Source organism: Gordonia sp. SCSIO 19800 (genome assembly GCF_018132775.1).
Classification (GTDB): Bacteria; Actinomycetota; Actinomycetes; order Mycobacteriales; family Mycobacteriaceae; genus Gordonia; species Gordonia hongkongensis.
Window position 1 is genome coordinate 297,415 of record NZ_JAGRQM010000001.1, and the last position, 19,853, is coordinate 317,267.

At 68.4% G+C, this 19,853-nt stretch carries 17 protein-coding genes; 8 read left to right on the forward strand and 9 right to left on the reverse strand.

The genetic code is table 11. The annotated features are described in order from the left end of the window. The first annotated feature begins 4 nt into the window (after positions 1-4). Both KB201_RS01340 and KB201_RS01345 read left to right on the forward strand, forming a co-directional pair. Entirely contained in the window at positions 5-1,429 is a 1,425-nt protein-coding gene (locus tag KB201_RS01340; RefSeq protein ID WP_211538185.1) for a class II fumarate hydratase, read from the forward strand. A gap of 5 nt (positions 1,430-1,434) precedes the next feature. Continuing rightward, positions 1,435-2,121 carry a PIG-L deacetylase family protein gene (locus KB201_RS01345; protein ID WP_211538186.1) on the forward strand — a complete coding sequence of 229 codons (687 nt, stop codon included), beginning with the start codon at positions 1,435-1,437 and terminating at the stop codon, positions 2,119-2,121. 357 nt (positions 2,122-2,478) lie between these two features. Here the strand turns inward: KB201_RS01345 and KB201_RS01350 are convergent, their stop codons facing one another. Continuing rightward, complete coding sequence (locus tag KB201_RS01350) at positions 2,479-4,197, reverse strand: GAF domain-containing sensor histidine kinase (RefSeq protein WP_211538187.1); 1,719 nt, start codon at positions 4,195-4,197, stop codon at positions 2,479-2,481. Positions 4,198-4,368: 171 nt separating this feature from the next. On the opposite strand from KB201_RS01350, the gene KB201_RS01355 reads away from it, so the two are divergent. After that, a complete protein-coding gene (locus KB201_RS01355) occupies positions 4,369-5,016 on the forward strand; it encodes a response regulator transcription factor (protein ID WP_211538188.1) in 648 nt (215 codons plus the stop codon). Positions 5,017-5,409: 393 nt separating this feature from the next. Here the strand turns inward: KB201_RS01355 and KB201_RS01360 are convergent, their stop codons facing one another. The 5 genes from KB201_RS01360 to KB201_RS01380 form a co-directional block, all read right to left on the reverse strand. Next, positions 5,410-6,384, reverse strand: coding sequence for a L,D-transpeptidase (locus KB201_RS01360; RefSeq protein ID WP_211538250.1), 975 nt, complete (start codon positions 6,382-6,384; stop codon positions 5,410-5,412). A gap of 558 nt (positions 6,385-6,942) precedes the next feature. After that, a complete protein-coding gene (locus KB201_RS01365) occupies positions 6,943-8,235 on the reverse strand; it encodes a PhoH family protein (RefSeq protein WP_058250725.1) in 1,293 nt (430 codons plus the stop codon). A gap of 341 nt (positions 8,236-8,576) precedes the next feature. After that, positions 8,577-9,443, reverse strand: a complete 867-nt coding sequence (locus tag KB201_RS01370) for an acyl-ACP desaturase (RefSeq protein WP_058250726.1) — start codon at positions 9,441-9,443, stop codon at positions 8,577-8,579. A 43-nt stretch (positions 9,444-9,486) separates the two neighbouring features. Next, a complete protein-coding gene (glyA, locus tag KB201_RS01375) occupies positions 9,487-10,794 on the reverse strand; it encodes a serine hydroxymethyltransferase (protein ID WP_058250727.1) in 1,308 nt (435 codons plus the stop codon). Positions 10,795-10,845: 51 nt separating this feature from the next. Next, complete coding sequence (locus tag KB201_RS01380; protein ID WP_058250728.1) at positions 10,846-12,078, reverse strand: hypothetical protein; 1,233 nt, start codon at positions 12,076-12,078, stop codon at positions 10,846-10,848. A 97-nt stretch (positions 12,079-12,175) separates the two neighbouring features. Between KB201_RS01380 and coaA the strand changes: the two genes are divergently transcribed. After that, the gene (gene coaA, locus KB201_RS01385) at positions 12,176-13,117 is read left to right on the forward strand and encodes a type I pantothenate kinase (protein WP_058250729.1); all 942 of its coding nucleotides are present in this window, start codon (positions 12,176-12,178) and stop codon (positions 13,115-13,117) included. Here coaA and KB201_RS01390 read toward each other — a convergent pair. Next, on the reverse strand, positions 13,089-13,598 hold the full coding sequence (locus tag KB201_RS01390) for a carboxymuconolactone decarboxylase family protein (RefSeq protein ID WP_058250730.1): 510 nt from the start codon (positions 13,596-13,598) through the stop codon (positions 13,089-13,091). The two genes, coaA and KB201_RS01390, sit on opposite strands and share 29 nt — an antisense overlap. Further along, positions 13,595-14,374, reverse strand: a complete 780-nt coding sequence (locus KB201_RS01395) for an SDR family oxidoreductase (RefSeq protein WP_058250731.1) — start codon at positions 14,372-14,374, stop codon at positions 13,595-13,597. The genes KB201_RS01390 and KB201_RS01395 overlap by 4 nt, the downstream gene beginning before the upstream one ends. An 82-nt stretch (positions 14,375-14,456) precedes the next feature. Here KB201_RS01395 and KB201_RS01400 point away from each other — a divergent pair, with 82 nt between their 5' ends. Further along, positions 14,457-15,920, forward strand: a complete 1,464-nt coding sequence (locus KB201_RS01400; protein ID WP_058250732.1) for a PLP-dependent aminotransferase family protein — start codon at positions 14,457-14,459, stop codon at positions 15,918-15,920. Between the two features lie 27 nt (positions 15,921-15,947). On the opposite strand, the gene KB201_RS01405 is transcribed toward KB201_RS01400, so the two are convergent. Continuing rightward, the gene (locus tag KB201_RS01405; RefSeq protein ID WP_058250733.1) at positions 15,948-16,730 is read right to left on the reverse strand and encodes an isoprenyl transferase; all 783 of its coding nucleotides are present in this window, start codon (positions 16,728-16,730) and stop codon (positions 15,948-15,950) included. Between the two features lie 114 nt (positions 16,731-16,844). Here KB201_RS01405 and KB201_RS01410 point away from each other — a divergent pair, with 114 nt between their 5' ends. The 3 genes from KB201_RS01410 to KB201_RS01420 all read left to right on the forward strand — a co-directional run bounded on the left by KB201_RS01410 (position 16,845) and on the right by KB201_RS01420 (position 19,791). Next, on the forward strand, positions 16,845-17,513 hold the full coding sequence (locus KB201_RS01410) for a hemolysin III family protein (RefSeq protein WP_058250734.1): 669 nt from the start codon (positions 16,845-16,847) through the stop codon (positions 17,511-17,513). Between the two features lie 59 nt (positions 17,514-17,572). Beyond that, positions 17,573-18,124, forward strand: a complete 552-nt coding sequence (locus KB201_RS01415) for a hypothetical protein (protein ID WP_307848007.1) — start codon at positions 17,573-17,575, stop codon at positions 18,122-18,124. Between the two features lie 107 nt (positions 18,125-18,231). Next, complete coding sequence (locus KB201_RS01420) at positions 18,232-19,791, forward strand: PepSY-associated TM helix domain-containing protein (RefSeq protein ID WP_374193859.1); 1,560 nt, start codon at positions 18,232-18,234, stop codon at positions 19,789-19,791. The last annotated feature ends 62 nt before the right edge of the window (positions 19,792-19,853 follow it).

The window sequence follows — 19,853 nt, forward strand, 5'->3', positions numbered from 1 at the left end:
GCCGATGACCGAGGAAACACAGACCGACGCGCAGGGCGAGCAGTACCGCATCGAGCACGACACCATGGGCGAGGTCCGGGTACCCGTCGACGCCCTGTGGCGGGCACAGACGCAACGTGCCGTGGAGAACTTCCCGATCAGCGGACGCCCCCTCGAACGGACGCAGATCCGGGCGATGGGACTGCTGAAGGCGGCCTGCGCCACCGTCAACGCCGACCTCGGTCTCCTCGACAAGGAGAAGGCCGACGCGATCGTCGCCGCGGCCACCGAGATCGCGGACGGACGCCACGACGACCAGTTCCCGATCGACGTGTTCCAGACCGGTTCGGGCACCAGCTCGAACATGAACACCAACGAGGTCATCGCGTCGATCGCCAAGTCCAACGGCGTCGAGGTGCATCCGAACGACCACGTCAACATGTCCCAGTCGTCCAACGACACCTTCCCGACGGCGACGCACGTCGCCGCCACCGAGGCCGCCGTCACCGACCTGATCCCGGCGCTCGAACATCTGCAGAAGACGTTGGCCGACAAGGCAACCGAATGGCGTGAGGTCGTCAAGAGCGGGCGCACGCATCTGATGGACGCGGTACCGGTCACGCTCGGACAGGAATTCGGCGGTTACGCGCGTCAGGTCGAGGCCGGCATCGAGCGCATCACCGCCGCCCTCCCGCGCGTCGGCGAACTGCCCATCGGCGGTACCGCGGTCGGCACCGGCCTCAATGCGCCAGATGGCTTCGGTACCAAGGTGGTCGCCGAACTCGTGTCGCTCACCGGCGTCGAGTCACTCACCCTCGCGAAGGACAACTTCGAGGCGCAGGCGGCCCGTGACGGGCTCGTCGAACTCTCCGGCCAGTTGAAGACGATCGCGGTGTCGCTGACCAAGATCGCCAACGACGTCCGCTGGATGGGCTCGGGTCCGCTCACCGGGCTCGGCGAGATCCTGCTCCCCGACCTGCAGCCGGGCAGCTCCATCATGCCGGGCAAGGTCAATCCCGTTCTGCCCGAAGCTGTCACGCAGGTGGCGGCGCAGGTCATCGGCAACGACGCCGCGGTCACCTGGGGCGGCGGCAACGGCGCCTTCGAACTCAACGTCTACATCCCGATGATGGCGCGCAACGTCCTCGAGTCCCTGAAGCTGCTCGCGAACGTCTCGCGGTTGTTCGCCGACCGCTGTATTACCGGTCTGCAGGCCAACACCGAGCGGTTGCGCACGCTCGCGGAGAGTTCGCCGTCGATCGTCACCCCCCTCAACAGCGCCATCGGCTACGAGGAGGCAGCGGCCGTCGCCAAGCAGGCACTGAAGGAGGGCAAGACCATCCGCGAGACCGTCCTCGAACGTGGCCTGGTCGGCGACAAGCTGACCGAGGACGAACTGGACGCCCGGCTCGACGTGCTGAAGATGGCCAATCTCGACCGGGAGCGCTGAGAACCGTGACGGCGCAGCTGCTCCCCTTCCCCACCGACTGGCAGACCGCGCTCGTGCTCGTCGCCCACCCCGACGACCCCGAGTACGGGATGGCGGCGGCCGTCGCCCGCTGGACCGGCGAGGGCAAGCGCGTCGTCTACGCGCTGGCCTCGAGCGGCGAGCGGGGCATCGAGGGTCTGCCGCCCGCCGAGTGCGGCCCCCTGCGGGAAGCGGAGCAGCGCGCGTCCGCGTCGATCGTCGGCGTGGACGAGGTGGAGTTCTGGGGGTTCCCCGACAGTGACATCCGCAACGTGCCGGAGTTGCGGGACAAGATCACCGAGACCGTCGAACGGGTGCGGCCGCAGGTGATCGTCTCGCTCTTCGGTGGACCCGAGTGGGCGCCGGGCATGCCCAATCAGCGCGACCACATGGAGTTCGCCGCGGCGGTCCTCGAGGCCTACGACGCCCTGGAAGCCCCGCCGTCGTGGTTGTTCGAGAACGGTCCGGCGGCGACCCACGGCGTCGAGGTCGAGGAACAACTCGACGCGGCCGTTCGAGCACTCGCCGCCCACGACCGCTACCTCTCCGTCCTCGATCCGGACACCCCGGTCGTCGACCAGGCGCGGGCGCAGATCGAGATGGCGACCGCGCCTCGAGAGGGCGACCCCCGTCATGTGACCGGCTTCGAGCTCAAACGGGGTCGGCCCGCCTGAGTCGGCACGACCCGCCGCGCATCAGCAGCGGCAGCGGCGACGACCCGACGTTTCCTTGGCCCCTCGGATCGGTGACCTTCGGCCCCTCCCGGCGGGCGCGACGTCGGTGGATGGTGTGAGGGTCAATTTCTCCGCACACAGTCGGAGCAAGCTCTCCCAGGGGGACCGTCATCACTCTCACGGCCGTTCTCGTCGCTTTCCTCGCCGCATTCGCCGTCTGCGCGATCATCGGATTGTCCGTGTGGCTGCTCGTGCTCTTCGGCGTGCTCACCGGACTCCAAACGGTCGCCTGGCTGACCGAACGCATGTCGGCATGGCGACTACCGGCCGAGGCGGACGCCCCCTAGTGGTGTGTCACTAGAGCTGCGCCGACCACCGCAGCGCGAGACCGCCGCCCGGCGGCGGGGTCGTCGTGAACGTTCCGCCGGCCTTCTCGGCCCGGAGCGCGAGGTTGGCCAGACCGCTCGGAGTCACGTCCGCCGGCAGCCCGATGCCGTTGTCGATGACCTCGACGACCAGCTCGTCGGCGACCGTGATCGACACCGTCACCGTCGTGGCCCGGGCGTGCTTCACGACGTTGCTGACCGCCTCGCGTATCACCGCGACGACATTCTCGGCCAATGGGCGATCGACCACGGACAGCGGACCCGAGGTCCGCACGTGCATCTGGATCGGCAGGTCGTCGATCTGCTGGTCGATGACCTCCTGCACACGCTGGCGCAACCGAGTGACGGTCATGTCCTCCGTCTGCAGGTCGAAGATGGTCGAGCGCACCTCCTGGACGATGTCCTGGAGGTTGTTGATCGAGCGGGTGAGCCGCGACCGGATATCGGGTGAGTGGGTGCGCTGCAGCGTCGCCTGTAGGCTGAGCCCCTCGGCGAAGATCCGCTGGATCACATGATCGTGGAGGTCGCGCGCGATACGCTCGCGGTCTTCGAGCACGCGCATGTGGTGGGCCTGCATCGTCGCGGTGGCCAGCTGCATCGCGAGTGCGGCCTGGTCGGCGAAGTCGGCGCTCAGCCCGAGGAGATCCCGGGCGAACGGCTCCCGCCCGTCGGCCCGCATCGCGATCAGCACGCCTCGTGTGGAATCGACGGTGCGCAGCGGGGCGGCCATGACCGGCCCGTAGCGCGTCGAATCGCCGACCTCGTACTCCAGGTGATTCCGGAGCACGGGCCGGCGCTGGACGAACGCCGTCCCCGAGGTCGACCCGGTGATGGGGATGCTCTGGCCGCGGAAGACGTGTCCGTCTTCTCCCTCGGCGACCGTGATCACCAGTTCGTCGATCAGTTCCACGGGTTCTTCGGTGTCGTGGGGCTCGGCGATGAAGACCAGGTCGGCATCGGCCAGGGTCAGCACCTTCCGCGCGATCTGCTCGAGGACGTCTTGATGATCGGCGCCGGTCAGCAATTCGGTCATCACGTCGCGGTTGGCCTCGATCCAGGCCAGCTGGTTCTGCGCCTGCGCGTAGAGCCGGGCGTTGTCGATCGCGATCCCGGCAGCCGAGGCCAGTGCCTGGATGACCACCTCGTCGTCCTCGGTGAAGACGCCGCCGTTCCTCTTCTCGGTCAGATAGAGATTGCCGAAGACCTCGTCGCGGACCCGGATCGGTGTGCCCAGGAAACTCGTCATCGGCGGGTGGTTGGCGGGGAAACCCACCGATTCGGGGTGCTCGGACAGGTCGGACAACCGCAGGAGCTCGGGCTGGTCGATGAGCTGACCGAGGACGCCGCCACCGGTGGGCAGGTCGCCGATCAGTACCCGGGTCTCGGCGTCGATGCCCTGGGAGAGGAACGCGGACAGGTGATGCCCGCTCCCGAGCACGCCCAGCGCCCCGTACTCGGCGTCGACGAGACGGATCGCCGACGCCACGATCGATTCGAGGGTGGTTTCCAGATCGAGTCCGGAACTGACGACCAGCATCGCCTGCAGGAGCCCGTCGGTCTGATCGCGTACGTCGGCGATCTGGCTGATCCGGTCGGAGACCTCGTCGAGCAGTTCGCGCAAACGCATCTGCGACAGCGCTTTCCGCAATTCGAGCGATCTCGGATCCAGTTCCGAGAATTCGGAAACCATGTACCGGATCATAGTCAGGTTCATTTCCGGGTGCTGCACTTCGGGTTCGAACGCGGTTTCGCTCGGGTTGGGACACGAGCGATGACATTTGGTTAGACCTGCACACATTCGTCTAATTCGTTCGGCCCGTCCTACAATCCGACTCAGGTGTCCGATCCGGAGGGAGACGGCATGATCAGGGTTTTCCTGGTGGACGACCACGAAATCGTCCGACGGGGACTCGTCGAGTTGCTCGACTCCGTTTCCGACGTGGAGGTCGTCGGCGAGGCCGCCAGCGTCGCGCAGGCGCTCGCGCGCATTCCCGCGGTGTCTCCGGATGTCGCCGTGCTCGACGTCCGGCTTCCGGACGGCAACGGCATCGAATTGTGCCGTGAGCTCCTCAGCAGGGTGGACGGCCTGCGTTGCCTCATGCTGACCTCACTGACCGACGACGAGGCGATGATGGACGCCATCCTGGCCGGGGCCAGCGGATACGTCATCAAGGACATCACCGGGTTGGAACTGGCGCGGGCGATCGCCGAGGTGGGCGCCGGCCGGTCTCTGCTCGACAACCGCGCCGCGGCGGCGTTGATGGATCGGCTACGCGCCCGGCAGGACGCCGCGGAACCGGCGGACGACGGACTCAGCGAGCAGGATCGGACGCTGCTGGCCCTTCTCGGCGAGGGCCTGACCAACCGGCAGATCGCCGCGCGGATGCATCTCGCCGAGAAGACCGTCAAGAACTATGTCTCGCGACTGCTCGGCAGGCTCGGCATGGAGCGCCGGACCCAGGCGGCGGTGTACGCGGCGAAGACCGCGAACCGCGACCGACGACGCTGAAACGCCGCGCGGGGGGCCACGCGGAGGGGTCGATCGAACGATGTGTCATTCGACTCTTGAGATCTACATCACATAAGCTGACACTGAAATGGTCGCTCGTCCGACTGGGAGGGCTCTCGGACGAGTGCGGACCGACGCCCGAACCGTGACAGAGAGATCCATCGAGATGACAGTTGTTTCCGCATTCGTGGAAACCGGGACTTCCCCCTCCGACCGGCACTGCGGTAGTTGCGGACGCGCGTTCGCGATCCGTACGCCGCTCCGCCAGTCCGATCTGGACGATCTCGCCCGGGTCAACGGGTGGCACACCGGCACCGAGGCCACGTGGTGCCCCGGCTGCCAATGTGCCCGGATGAGTTTGTCCGACGTTCGCGCCCGGCCCGGCCGGACCGATCAGCCCGCCTGACCGCCGAGCCCGAAGAGGGCCGGAACCACGCCGACGAGCTGCGAGAGCAGACCGGTCAGGACGTCGGCACCCGGAACGCCCGAGGTGGTGGGAGGCGTCGCCCCCGGCGTCGTGCCCGGAGCGGTTTGAGGGGTTGCTCCGGGCACGTCGCCTGCGGGTGCACCCTGGTTGACACCGATGGTGATCTTCGGGTTCTTGGCCGGATCGAGCCACACGAGGATCTGTTTCATCAGCTCGCGTTCGATCGCGACACAACCCATGGTCGGTTCACCGTTCGTCACGTGGAGGAACATCGCCGACGCCCGCCCCGGGGTGCGTTGCGGGTTGTGCGCGATGTTGACCGCGTAGTCGTAGACCGGTCCGGAGTTGTAGAGGTTCTCACTGTCTCCGCCGGGGCTCTGCGGCTGACGCACGTGCGTGTTGTAGGTCGGCGACTTCATGTTCGAGTCCCACCAGTCCTGCTGGTCGACCTTGCGATACGGCATCTTGGTCCCGGGATTCTCCGCACGGCCGAAGGCCTGGTCGAGCGGGAAGGTGCCCTGCGGGGTCCGGTGGACGTTGTCCTTCGGCTCGCCCATGCCCAGCGAACCGAGGTAGGCCTTCGTCGGGCCGATGACGGGTTTCCAACTGCCGTCGGCGCCCCGGTCGAAGGCCGTCAGGGTGGCGGTGGTGTCGGACGCCTTCGGCGCGGTCACGACGATCATCTGGCTCGTCGGCCCACCCGCCCCGGGTACACCGGCACCGCCGGTGCCGTCGTCCGACCCGGTCCCACCGGCGAGCTGGTCGAGAATGCCGTCGAGCAGCGGCATGCCCGACCCGGGCGTCGTTCCCGGACTAGGCGTGGTGGACGTCCCCGGCGTGGATGTCTCGGGTGTAGTTGTCTCTGGGGCGGCGACCGACTGCCCGGCGCCGCCGACAACCGCGGCGAGCACCGCGATCACCAACAGTCCCAGCAGTCTCATTCGCCTCATCAGTAACTTCTGCACCATGCCAGTCTGACAGTACGCAAGAGACCATGAGTCACGTCCTGGTCACGGTGCGGTTCGGATCGGGTGTCGGCGACGAGTCGGTCAGCGTATGGACAGAAGCCGGATTCACTCGGTCGAGGTCGATTTCTCGATTCGAAAACACCGAATTGCCATGATTCGAGATGCAGTACAAAAACGCATTCGACGAATTAATCTGAGAAAGGGGTCGAATTCTCTTGGACTTTGTTTGCGCGTTTGTTATCAGATCATTACTGTTGCGAACGACGGCGTCGAATAAAGGCGGCCGTCGAAACGGATAGCCATTCGATTAAAGGAGAACAATGACATCCTTGGAGAACGTCGAACTGCTCACCGCCATCGTCGACCTCTTGAATTCGCTCCGCGACTTCACCCCGATCGAACCGCCGACCGCCTGATCTGACACACGAGGGCCGCGTCGACTCCCTTCCGGAGTCGACGCGGCCTTCGAGTTTCCGGCGGCGAAATCCTTACGGCCACCGAGCAATTGGAACCCAGAGGTCGGCGCCGACCCTACGGCGCGAACTCCTCGAGCATCTCGGTCACGAGTGCGGCGATCGGCGACCGCTCGCTGCGGGTGAGCGTGATGTGCGCGAAGAGCGGGTGTCCCTTCAGCTTCTCGATGACCGCGGCGACGCCGTCATGGCGGCCCACGCGAAGATTGTCACGTTGCGCGACATCGTGTGTCAGCACCACGCGAGATCCCGACCCCAGGCGGGACAGTACGGTGAGCAGCACGTTGCGTTCCAGCGACTGCGCCTCGTCGACGATGACGAACGAATCGTGCAGCGACCGCCCGCGGATGTGCGTCAGGGGCAGCACCTCCAGCATGCCGCGGCTCAAGACCTCGTCGATGACCTCCGGCGACGCGAGCCCCTCCAGCGTGTCGAAGACCGCCTGCGCCCACGGACCCATCTTGTCGGACTCACTACCGGGCAGATAGCCGAGCTGTTGTCCGCCGACGGCGTACAGCGGCCGGAACACGACGACCTTCCGCTGGGTACGCCGTTCCAGGACCGCTTCCAGTCCCGCACAAAGCGCGAGCGCCGATTTTCCGGTACCGGCCTTGCCGCCGAGCGAGACGATCCCCACGCTCTCGTCGAGGAGCAGGTCGAGGGCGACCCGCTGCTCGGCCGACCGTCCGTGCAGTCCGAAGGCCTCGCGGTCGCCGCGGACCAGTTGCACCCGCTTGTCCGCGTTCACCCGGCCCAGGGCACTCGACGTGGCGCTGAGCAGTCGAACACCGGTGTGACACGGCAGTTCGCGTGCCTCGTCGAGGTCGACGACGCCCTCGGCGAACAGCGTGTCGACCGTGGCGGTGGCGACATCGAGTTCGGTCATGCCCGACCACCCCGAGACCACGACATCCTGCGCGTGGTACTCGTCGGCGGCCAGGCCCACCGCGCCGGCCTTCACCCGCAGCGGTGTGTCCTTCGAGACCAGGGTCACGTCCTTGCCCTCGGCGCGCAGGTTCAGTGCGCAGGCGAGGATCCGGGAGTCGTTCGAATCGGTGCGGAAGCCGGCGGGCAGCACCGCGGGGTCGGTGTGGTTGAGCTCCACCTGGAGGGTGCCGCCCTCGTCGCCGATCTCGAGCGGCAGGTCCAGCCGGCCGTGTTCGAGTCGCATGTCGTCGAGCATGCGCAACGCCTCACGCGCGAACCAGCCGAGTTCGTGGTGGTGACGTTTGCCCTCGAGTTCGCTGATGACCACCAGTGGCAGCACGACGTGGTGTTCGGCGAAACGCATGACCGCCCAGGGATCGGACAGCAGCACGGAGGTATCGAGGACGTAGGTGCGTGTGGTCACGTGGGGCTCCTACGTTCGTGCGGCTCCCGCACAAACCAGTGTTGGTCGACCGGCCGGTCCAGTTGTCCGTTGTCCCGGCGTCAGCCGAGGGGGACGAGGACCGGGGCCGGTCCCCTCGCGTTGCTCGCACAAACCACGAATTGAACCTCCCGAACGAACCGCTTCCCCGCGGTCCGTCACTCGCCAACGTACGCGCGGAAATCGTTGGCGGCGCGCCGGAATCCGGTGTGTCGGCGTGAATTGTGGGTAAACCGCCGTATCGTTTCCACCGGAGACGCAACACGGCGCCACCAGGACTTTCGTCGTCCCGGTGGCGCCGTGTTCGTACTGGGCGCGAGTCGTCAGCGGCCGGTGCGGGCGAGGATGCGGGTGCGCGCGGCCTCCGCCTCCTCACCAAGACCGGAGACGGTGTCGAGCTTGACCGCGTCGGCCAGGGCCGCCGCGATGGCCGCCTTCACCTCGGCGTTCTCGTAGTCGGCGAGGAGTGCGCGCTCGGCGTCGAAGTCGGCGATGTCGTGGCCGATCGGCTCGTCGAGGGCCAGCGCCCGGTCGATGGCGAGGACCGTGGTGTCCTGGTCGGCGACGACACCGGCGTTGAGGGACGCGCCGAAGGTGGTGGCCTGGCCCTGGTCGTCGTTGGAGATCTTCGTCAGGATCTCCACGAGCGCCTCGTCGCCGGCAACCGCCGACAGGCGCTTGATGAAGTGCACGCACTGGTTCTCGTGTACCGCCATCAGCGCGAGCACGTCGAGCGGGCCGAGCGGCTCGACCTGCTCCGGCGTCTGCCGATACCCCTGCGTGACGTGGATGCGACGACGCTCCTCGGCGTCCACCGGATCGATCGCGCGCCGCACGACGAGGTAGTCGCGCAGGACGATCGCGTGGCGGTTGTCCTCGGCGGTCCACACGCCCACGAGCTGCCGCCAGTCCGAGAAGGCCGGGAAGTGCTTGGCCAGCACCCGGTGGTACGACGGCAGGTTGTCCTTGGTCAGCAGGAGGGCGAGCAGTCCCGCACGTGCCTCATCGGACAGGAAGGCCTCCGACGGATCGAAATCCGCTCCGCCGAGGAACCCGAAGTTGCGTCCGTCGTCCCACGGCACCCAGTCGTGCGGATTCCACGGAGCCGCGGCCGACTGGTGGTCTTCGGCGATCTCGGGAAGAGCCTTCTCGAGCGCGATGATCAGGTCGTCTTCAGTGAGGGCGTTCATCGCTGAAAGGATACGGACGCGCCGCCGGGACAGGCAATCCAGGTCAGATCCGGCTCATCAGGCCCCACTCCTCGAGACCGTCGTAGAGCGGGAAGTCGAGCGCGAGCTTGGACACGCGACCACGCAGCGCCGAGACGTCGGCGGCGTCGCCGGCCGCGAGCGCGGTGGCGATGATGTCGGCGACCTCGGTGAACTGTTCGTCGTCGAAGCCGCGGGTGGCCAGCGCCGGGGTGCCGATGCGCAGGCCCGAGGTGACCATCGGCGGCCGCGGATCGAACGGCACCGCATTGCGGTTGACGGTGATGCCGACCTGATGCAGCAGGTCCTCGGCCTGCTGGCCGTCGAGTGCGCTGTTGCGCAGATCGACGAGCACGAGGTGGACGTCGGTACCGCCGGTCAGGACCGAGACGCCGGCGCCGGCCACATCCGTGCCGTTGAGGCGTTCGGCGAGAATCCGCGCCCCGGACAGGGTGCGCCGCTGGCGCTCGGCGAATTCGTCGGTGGCGGCGATCTTCAGGGCCACCGCCTTACCGGCGATCGCGTGCATGAGCGGCCCGCCCTGCTGACCGGGGAACACCGCCGAGTTCAGCTTCTTGGCCCACTCCTGCTTGGCCAGGATGATCCCCGAACGCGGGCCGCCGAGGGTCTTGTGCACGGTCGAGGACACGACGTCGGCATGCGGGACCGGCGACGGATGCAGGCCGGCGGCGACGAGACCGGCGAAGTGGGCCATGTCGACCCAGAGGTATGCACCGACCTCGTCGGCGACGGAGCGAAACGCCTCAAAGTCGAGCGTGCGCGGGTAGGCCGACCACCCGGCGACGATGACCTTCGGTTTGACGTCGAGGGCGATCTTGCGCACCTCGTCCATGTCGATGCGGAAGTCCTCTTTGCTCACGCCGTAGAAGGCGTTCTCGTAGAGCTTGCCGGAGAAGTTCAGGCGCATGCCGTGGGTGAGGTGACCGCCGTGCGCGAGGTCGAGACCGAGCATGGTCTCCCCCGGCTCCATCAGGGCCTGCAGCACCGCGGCGTTGGCCTGGGCACCCGAGTGCGGTTGCACGTTCGCGAAGTCGGCGCCGAACAGTTCCTTCGCCCGGTTGCGGGCGATGTCCTCGACGACGTCGACGTACTCGCACCCGCCGTAGTAGCGACGTCCCGGATATCCCTCGGCGTATTTGTTGGTCAACACGCTGCCCTGGGCCTGCAGCACCGCACGCGGCACGAAGTTCTCCGAGGCGATCATCTCGAGGGTGTCCCGCTGGCGGCTGAGTTCACCGTTCATGGCGGCTGCGACGTCGGGGTCGAGCTCGGCCAGGGACATCGAGTTCAAGGATGACGGATTCGCGGTCATGCCCCGATTCTAGGTACCAGGCGCCGGGAGCGAAGCGAGCGGGCCGAGTGTCTACAGCAGTTCGCGCCGCAGACTCGCCGGGATGAGTGGTTCGTCGAGTAGGCGACCGAAGGCGGCCGCGCGGTCGTCGGCCTGCTCGAGCCACGCCTCGACCAATCGGTATCCCTCGACGTAGGTGCTGATGTACGCGCGCCAGAGCGGCGAGGTGAGGAATCGCAGCATCTGCCGGGCCCGTTCCTCGGGTGCGAGAAGCCAGCGCCGGAGATGTTCGGCGACGGTGTCGGCGTCGGCGTGGCGGTCGTGCAGCAGCAGCGCGGCGTCCTGACGAACGCCGAGGAGCCCGGCGGTGGCGCGTCCGACGCCCATCGCCCGGCCGGCGTCGAAGCGGAGTCCGAGGTCGGCGTAGATCTCCTGTGCCCACGTTTCCCACTCGGGACCGACGATCGCGGCCAGCGCGTGGTCGGCGAGGCCCTCGGCCATCAGGCACTGCGGGGTGTTGACCAGGAAGATCGACTGCTCGTCGTGCCCCGCGCCGACGAGCAACTGCTCTTTACGGCAGTGCTCGGTGTGGTGACCGGGGTAGGCCTCGTGCGCGATGAGCGCGGGCAGGGAGGACATGTACTGCGTGAGATCGGCGTTGATGGCGACGCGTGAGCGATAGTTGCCGAGGTAGTAGTTGAATCCCGACCACGGCTTGTCGGTGACGACCTCGAACTCGACGATCTCGTTGTCCGGCAACGGATATGCGGACCGAACTCGTTCGCGGAGCGCGCCGCTGAACGCGCGGACACACTCGTCGACCCGCTCGGGCGGGATCTCGTCGGCACGCCGGTGCGCGGCGTAGATGTCGCGGAGCTCGTCGCCGGTGGCGCCCGGGACGCCGAGGGCCTCCGCCAGGTCGGCGTGCGCCTGCCGATACCGGTCCGGATCGGCCATCGCGATGTCGACGTCGAAGTAGGCGCGGACCTCGTCGACGAATCCGACGTCGTCGCCGGCGAATTTGCGCGCCGAGCACTCCAGCGCGCGCAGGTGGGCGCCGATGAACTCGGCGCGCGCCGCGTCGAGAGCACCGGGCAGGTCGGCGAGCAGCCCGCGCGCGCGGTCGGCGAGCCGGGCGGGATCGGGTGCGGACGCGTTCTCGACCTCCGCCTTCAGCGCGGGATCGCCGGTGTAGGCGTCGACGAAGCCCCGTTCGAGGCGGTCGAAAGCGAGGCCGAGGCGGAGGTACTCGGCCACCAGCGGGTCCGAGGCGTGGTCGGTGTCGGCGACGGTCGGGGACGGCATACCGGCAGGCTACCGATCGACGCTGTCACACGTCGCCCTAAGCTGTACGCATGATCACTCCGGGAGCGGCGGAACCGACATCGGCGGAGCTGCCCTGATGGCCCGCAACGCCACCGATCGGGATCCCAGTCTGTACCTGGAACTCGACCGGAGGCAGTGGCGCGAACTCCGCGAGTCGATGCCCCTGGTCCTCAACGAGGACGAACTGGCCGAGCTCGTCGGCCTCGGTGAGCAGATCGACCTCGACGAGGTCGCCGACGTGTATCTGCCGCTCTCTCGTCTGATCCACCTGCAAGTCGCTGCGCGGCAACGGTTGTTCGCCGCGACCTCCACCTTCCTCGGTGAGCGACAGACCAATCGGCAGGTGCCCTTCGTCATCGGGATCGCCGGCAGTGTGGCGGTCGGGAAGTCGACGACGGCACGCGTGCTCGCCGCCCTGCTCGCCCGCTGGGAGTCCCACCCGAAGGTGGACCTGATCACCACCGACGGTTTTCTGCTGCGCACCGCGGAGATGCAGCGTCGGGGCATTCTGCACCGCAAGGGATTTCCCGAGTCCTACGATCGCCGGGCCCTTCTGCGCTTCGTCACCGAGGTGAAGTCGGGTGCGCGCGAGGTCGCCGCGCCGGTCTACTCGCACCTCGCCTACGACATCGTGCCCGACGTCTATCACTATGTGCGCCAGCCCGACATCCTGATCCTCGAGGGCCTCAACGTGCTCCAGACCGGAGCGACGCTGATGGTCTCGGACCTGTTCGACTTCTCCATCTACGTCGACGCCAAGATCGACGACATCGAATCCTGGTACATCTCGCGCTTCCTGCAGATGCGGACCACCTCGTTCGCCAACCCGGACTCGCACTTCCACGCGTACGCGTCGCTGACCGACGATCAGGCGACCGCCGCGGCCCGGGATCTGTGGACCTCGATCAACCGTCCGAATCTGATCGAGAACATCCTGCCCACCCGGCCGCGGGCGTCACTGGTGCTGCGCAAGGACTACGACCACTCCATCAACCGGGTGCGCCTGCGGAAGCTCTGACCGACGACGCGGCCCGGCGTTCGTCGAGTCCGGCCGGGTACCCGCCGGCCAGCGCGATGCGGTTCCACGCGTTGATCATCACGATCGACGCGACCAGCTGACCCATCGCGGCGGCGTCGAAATAGGCTCGTGCGGAATCGAACACGTCGTCGGGGACACCGTTCTCGCCGATCAGCGTGACGCTCTCGGTGAGAGCCAGCGCCGCCCGTTCGGCCGGGGTGAACGCCGATCCGGCCTCCCGCCACGCGGCGATCATCATCAGTTTGTGCGGGTCGATGTCCTTGGCGAGGGCATCGGAGGTGTGCATGTGCAGGCAGTAGGCGCACCCGTTGAGTTGCGAGGCCCGGATGACGATCAGTTCGGCGAGTTCTGGGTCAACGCCGGCCGACGATGCCCGCTGCAGAGCCACGAGGGCCTTGTACACGGACGGATTGTCCTGCGGTATCCACATTCTCGTCGCCGGCCGGGCGGCGGCGCTCATCGCCGTTCCCCGGCATTCGCACTCTCGCGACCGGCCAGCCACCCGTCGAGCGTCGTCGACGTGACGACGTCGGGATCGGCGGGCACGAGTCCGCCCCCGCGGATCGCCGGCCCCCCGAACCGGACGCCGAATATCCATCGCGGTGAGCCGGTCTGCGCAGCAACCGCTTTCGCCACATCGACCAGGTCCATCTCCACCGGTCCGCTCACCTCGATCGTCCGCTTCCCGGTCGGACCCGCGGTCACCACGTCGGCGACCGCCACGGCCACGTCGGCGACCGCGGCCGGGGCGCACCGCATCCTGGGCACCGCGGCGATCGGACCGAACCCCATCGACGACATCATCTGCTCGGCGAGCTCGAACCACTGCACCGACGCAAGGATGCTGAGTGCCGCGGGGTCGACGACCTCGCCGTAGGCGGCCTCCTGTGCCGCTTTGCCCTGGTAGTAACCGAATTTGGCGTTGACCGCCGGATCGCCGGCGTTGACGATCGACACCACGACGACGTGCGCGACGCCGGCCGTCGTCGCGGCGCGGCCGATCTTGGTCGCCGTGGTCTCGAAGAAGTCGATCGCCTCCTTCGCCTTCAGCGTCTGGAGACTGAGGCAGTCGACGACGGCGTCGGCACCGTCGAACGCCGCCGCCAGACCCGTTCCGGTGTAGGCGTCGACGCCGGTCGCCCGGCTGGCGCGCACCACCTCGTGGCCCCGCTCGACGAGCAGGTCGGCGACCCGACTTCCCAGCGCACCGCTGGCACCCACGACCACGATCTTCATCTCGTTCCTCCTCAAGGACGGACAGCTCTGTGTTGTGGGTTTAGGCTATGCCGCAATTAGCTCAAGAAAGTGGTCCAATCCGATGGCAGAAAAGCGGGTCAATTCGATGGCGGATCCCTGGGCCGAAGTAGCCGAGCGGCTTGGCGCGGACCTTTTCCTCGATCTGCAGCCCGATCCGGGCGCGGGTGCACGCGGGCGCGGTGCCACCCTGCGCCGGGCCCTCACCGAGGCGCTGCGCTCGGCCATCCTCGACAACCGGCTGCCCGCGGGCACCGCATTGCCGCCGTACCGATCCCTCGCCGCGGACCTCGGTCTCGCTCGCGGCACCGTGTCGGCGGTCTACTCCGAACTGATCGCGGAAGGGTGGCTGACCGCGCGCCAGGGCTCGGCCACCCGGGTCGCCGACGGTGCGGCACGGCCACCGGCCATCGACGATCCCGGTGCGTCCACCGCCTTGCCGGCCCTGCGTCACGACTTCTCGCTGGGACGACCCTGCGCCGGGATGTTCCCGCGCAACGACTGGATCCGCGCCACCCGACGCGCCCTGACCGAGACCCCCGACGACGCCTTCGGACCGGCTCACCCCCGCGGGCGCCTCGAGCTGCGGAACGCCCTCACCGGTTACCTGGCCCGCACGCGGGGTGTCCGCACCGCACCGGACCTGATCGTTCTCGGGACGTCGGTGCTGTCGGCACTGGAGTTGTTGGCGCGCACGGTGATCGGTGGTGTCGTCGCGGTCGAGAGCCACGGTCTGCCCTTTCATCGGCACGCCCTCGAGCGCGGCGGCGCGCGGGTCGTACCGGTGCGCATCGACGCCGACGGCATGGTGATCGACGAGCTCGAACGCACCGGGGCGGCCGCGGTCGTGCTGACCCCCAGCCACCAGTTCCCCACCGGTGTCGCTCTTTCGCCGGCGCGCCGGATGCAGGTCGTCGACTGGGCGCGGCGGACCGGCGCGGTCATCGTGGAGGACGACTACGACGGCGAGTTCCGCTACGACCGCGAACCGGTCGGTGCGTTGCAGGCGCTCGGCCCCGACGTCGTCGTCCACACCGGCTCGCTGAGCAAGAGCCTGTCGCCGGCGGTACGCGCGGGCTGGCTGGCCACTCCCGCCCACCTGGTCGAACCGGTGTTGCGCGGCAAGGGCTTCCGTGAGGCCGACGCGAGCATCGTCGATCAGCTCACGCTGGCCGAACTGATCGGTTCCGGAGCCTACGACCGGCACATCCGGCGCAGCCGTCAGGCCTACCGGACCCGGCGCGATGCGCTGGTGTCGGCCCTGGCCGGAATCGGACTCGAACTCCCCGGCATCGCCGCCGGACTGCACGCGTTGATCCCCGTCGACCATGCCGACGAGGGAACCATCGTCCACCGGGCCTACGAACGCGGAATCGCGGTGACCGGACAGTCCCTGTTCCGGCATCCCGACGCCGACCCGCTGCCCTCCGGCGGGATCGGCGTCGGCTTCGGCACTCCCGCGGCGTCGACCTTCGGCGCCGATCTCACCGCATTGACCGGGCTCCTGGCCGACTCCGCCGCACGCTGAACCCGGCGCGGATCGACACCGGCGGAGTCACTTGCCGAACCGCCGGCTCCGCGCGGAGTAGTCGCGCAAGGCGCGCAGGAAGTCCACCCGACGGAACTCCGGCCAGTAGGCGTCGGTGAACCAGATCTCCGAATAGGCGCTCTGCCACAACAGGAATCCCGACAGCCGCTGCTCTCCGGAGGTCCGGATCACGAGATCCGGGTCGGGCTGACCCTTGGTGTAGAGATTGGCGTCGATCGCCTCCACGGTGACCGCATCCACCATCTCGGCCGCAGTCGCCCCGGCGGTCACCTTCTCCTCCAGGAGTGCGCGAACCGCGTCCACGATCTCCTGGCGCCCGCCGTATCCGACGGCGACGTTGACGTTCATCCCCTGCCGTTCGGCGGTGCGGTCGGCGGCCGCCCGCAGACGTCCGGCCACCGGCTCGGGCAGTGCGTCGAGGGTGCCGACGATGCGGATCCGCCACTCGCCCTCGGACGCGGAGATCTCGTCGACGATGTCCGGCACGATCTCGAGGAGTGCGTCGAGCTCGTCCGACGACCGGTTGAGGTTCTCGGCCGACAACAGGTAGATCGTGACGGCTTCGATGCCCAGGCCGGCGCACCAGCCGAGCATGTCCGCGATGCGCTGGGCACCCACGCGATGTCCGTGGCTGACGTCCTCGAAACCAGCCTCACGCGCCCACCGCCGGTTGCCGTCGCAGATGATCGCCACGTGACGCGGCAGGCGCTCGGTGTCGAGGAGCTGGATGAGCCGCCGTTCGTAGACGGAGAGAACGGGTCGTCGAAGCCGGTCCGGCAGGAGCTTCATCCTCGCGTCGTTCCCGCGTCGTGTCGGCCTCGTGTCACGCAGGACACCTTACGCGTCGCATCGCGCCTTGCCGGTGACGCTGTGGACGCGCGAAGTTACGGTACCGTAGGTTCGGTGAGCACGTTGCTGAACCCGCCGGCTGACGTCCGCCCACGACTGCGCGGGGTCATCCACCACTACTCCGCCTATGTGGCCGCGGTCGCGGGGCTGGCCCTGGTGATCGGCGCGGCCACGGTCGGCGACCCCGTCGCCGTCGTCCCGTGTGCCGTCTACGCGGTCACCGTGCTCGGACTCTTCGCGATCAGCGCCGGCTACCACCGGATTCCGTGGAAGACCGCCCGCGCGCGGACCCGGATGAAACGTGCCGACCACGCGATGATCTTCCTGTTCATCGCCGTCACCTACACGCCGTTCTGCGCCCTCGGGCTTCCCTCGCCGACCAGTTGGTGGGTCCTCGGCATCGTCTGGGCCGGCGCAGCCGCCGGTGCGACCCTCAAGATCGCGTGGCCCGGCGCACCCCGCTGGCTCGGGGTCACCCTCTACATCGTGCTGGGCTGGGTGATCGTGGCCGTCGCCCCGGCGCTCGTCGGCGAGACCGGTCTGCCCGTTCTGATCCTGCTCGCGCTCGGCGGTGTCTTCTACAGCGTCGGTGGCGTCCTCTATGCGGCACGCTGGCCCGACCCCTGGCCGGAGACCTTCGGTCATCACGAGGTGTTCCATGCATGCACCGCAGTCGCGGCCCTGCTGCACTACGTCGCCGCCTGGCTCCTGGTGTTGGGCTGACCTGCCCGTTCGCTGACCGCGCGCGGTTCGGGCATGACCGCCGTCGCTATGCTCCTTCCGTGAACCCGGACGTGCGCGCCCTCCACCGCCTTCGCGGTGGGGTCGTCGGCGCGCTGTCGGCGAGCACCGCGGTGGCCGCGCACGGGCTCGCGGCCGGTTCTCTCCCCGCCACCTCATCTCTGGTGTTCATGATCGCGGCGTGCACCGTACTCGGCTGGACGATCGGCGCGACGGCCCGTCGTCGTCCCGGGTGGCTCGGCACGATCGGGCTCCTCGCGGCCGGACAGGTGCTCGCACACGTGTCCCTCACCGCGCTCGATGCCTCGTCGGCGCACCACGCCGGTGTGAGTGCGCTTGCACACGCGCCGAGCGGGACCATGCTGTTCGTCCACGCGGTGGCGACTCTGCTCGCCGCCGCCGCCATCCACGTCGTCGAACCCGCCCTGCTCAGCGTCCTGACCGCGGTCGTCGCTCTCATCCGGGCCGTCCTCGACCCGCCCGCTGACGACGCGATCCTGCGCGCCCCGCGGGCGACCCACGACGACGCGCGGCCCCGCCTGCGCGCCATCGCCGCTCTCGACACCCGCGGACCCCCGGCCCTCACGCGCTGATTCCCTACTCCGCCGACCCGTCACCCGACGGGCCGGTCGGTGCGCGTCTGCCATCCCGCCTGACCGCGGTCGATGCCGCGCGCCGTCTTCCGCATGAGAGGCCCACCGTGTCCCTGTCGAACCTGTCCCGCCCCGGTGAACCCACCGGGCCGCCCGACCCCCGTCCCAAAACATCCGACGACAACCCCACTCCACCAGCCGCCGCACCAGACCGGCGGGTGACCCCGAACAGCTGGCAACCTCTGCTGCGCCGCTTGCACTTCTACGCAGGCATCTTCATCGCGCCGTTCCTGATCGTTGCGGCGGTCAGTGGCGGGCTCTACGCGATCTCCCCGTCGCTGGAACAGGTCGTCTACCGCGATCAACTCTCCACCGACAGCACCGGCGACGCACGTCCGATCTCCGAACAGGTCGAGGCGGCGGCCCGGCTCCGCCCGGACCTCACCCTGTCCGCGGTGCGCCCGGCCGCCGAGGCCGGCGACACGACCCGCGTCCTGTTCGACGATCCCTCCCTCGGGGCGTCGAAGCGCCAGGCCGTGTTCATCGATCCGGTGACCCTGGAATCGACCGGAGAGCTGGTGTCCTACGGCAGCAGCGCGGCGTTGCCGATGCGCACCTGGATCAGCGAACTGCACCGTCACCTCCATCTCGGCGAGCCCGGCCGGATCTACAGCGAGCTCGCCGCCTCCTGGCTGTGGGTCATCGCCGTGGCCGGCCTCACGCTGTGGATCTCCGCGTATCGCGCGCGCCGAAAACGACGCGCCGCCGACCTGGTCGCCTTCGACCGATCGGCGACCGGACGCAACCGCACCCGCAACCGGCACGGCGTGATCGGCGTCTGGATCGCGGTGGGGTTGGTGTTCTTGTCGGCCACCGGTCTGACTTGGTCGAAGTACGCCGGTGAGCACGTCTCCGATGTGCGCACGGCGCTGAGCTGGACGACCCCGACGGTCGACACCTCGCTGTCCGGATCGACGTCCGGATCGGACGGGCTGGGTGATCACAGCGGGCACGGCGATCACGGCGGCGCGGGTCACGAGCAGCACGTTCCGGAAGCGTCCGGGCAGACGATCGCGCAGCTCGACCGGGTGCTGGGCACCGCTCGGGCCGCCGGTGTGGACGGCCAGGTGGAGGTCTCGATCCCGACCGATGCGGACACCGCCTTCACCATCGCCGAGACCAGGCAGCCCTGGCAGTTCGCCCAGGACACCGTCACCGTGAACGGCGCGACCGGTGCCGTTGTCGACGAACTGCGGTTCGCCGACTGGCCGCTCGCCGCGAAACTCACGACCTGGGGCATCGCACTGCACATGGGCATCCTGTTCGGCTGGGTGAGCCAGCTGGTTCTCCTGCTCCTGGCGATCGCGCTCGTGGTGTTGATCGTCCGCGGCTATCAGATGTGGTGGCAACGGCGGCCGAAGCGTGGCGGCGCGGTCGCGGTGGGTCGCCCGCCGGCACGGGGTGCACTGCGTCGGGTGCCGGTGGCCGGCGCGGTCGCGATCGTGGTGGTGGCCGCGGTGGTGGGCTGGTTCGTGCCGTTGCTCGGACTCAGCCTGCTCGGGTTCCTCGTGGTCGACGCCGCACTCGGAATCCGCGCCCGTCGCAAGCGAGTCGGCGTCGTGACCGACGCCGAGAGCGAGTCGAGCGGGTTGATCGACTCGCGGTAGCCCGTCGGGCAGGCGGCGGGGACGTACGCGTGGAGGTCGGAGACTTCACCTCCGCATCATGT

Coding starts and splice junctions, on each gene's coding strand:
- KB201_RS01340 (WP_211538185.1), top strand. CDS start 5: ATGACCGAGGAAACACAGACCGACGCGCAGGGCGAGCAGTACCGCATC.
- KB201_RS01350 (WP_211538187.1), bottom strand. CDS start 4,197: ATGGTTTCCGAATTCTCGGAACTGGATCCGAGATCGCTCGAATTGCGG.
- KB201_RS01355 (WP_211538188.1), top strand. CDS start 4,369: ATGATCAGGGTTTTCCTGGTGGACGACCACGAAATCGTCCGACGGGGA.
- KB201_RS01360 (WP_211538250.1), bottom strand. CDS start 6,384: ATGAGACTGCTGGGACTGTTGGTGATCGCGGTGCTCGCCGCGGTTGTC.
- KB201_RS01370 (WP_058250726.1), bottom strand. CDS start 9,443: ATGAACGCCCTCACTGAAGACGACCTGATCATCGCGCTCGAGAAGGCT.
- glyA (WP_058250727.1), bottom strand. CDS start 10,794: ATGACCGCGAATCCGTCATCCTTGAACTCGATGTCCCTGGCCGAGCTC.
- KB201_RS01380 (WP_058250728.1), bottom strand. CDS start 12,078: ATGCCGTCCCCGACCGTCGCCGACACCGACCACGCCTCGGACCCGCTG.
- coaA (WP_058250729.1), top strand. CDS start 12,176: ATGGCCCGCAACGCCACCGATCGGGATCCCAGTCTGTACCTGGAACTC.
- KB201_RS01390 (WP_058250730.1), bottom strand. CDS start 13,598: ATGAGCGCCGCCGCCCGGCCGGCGACGAGAATGTGGATACCGCAGGAC.
- KB201_RS01395 (WP_058250731.1), bottom strand. CDS start 14,374: ATGAAGATCGTGGTCGTGGGTGCCAGCGGTGCGCTGGGAAGTCGGGTC.
- KB201_RS01400 (WP_058250732.1), top strand. CDS start 14,457: ATGGCAGAAAAGCGGGTCAATTCGATGGCGGATCCCTGGGCCGAAGTA.
- KB201_RS01405 (WP_058250733.1), bottom strand. CDS start 16,730: ATGAAGCTCCTGCCGGACCGGCTTCGACGACCCGTTCTCTCCGTCTAC.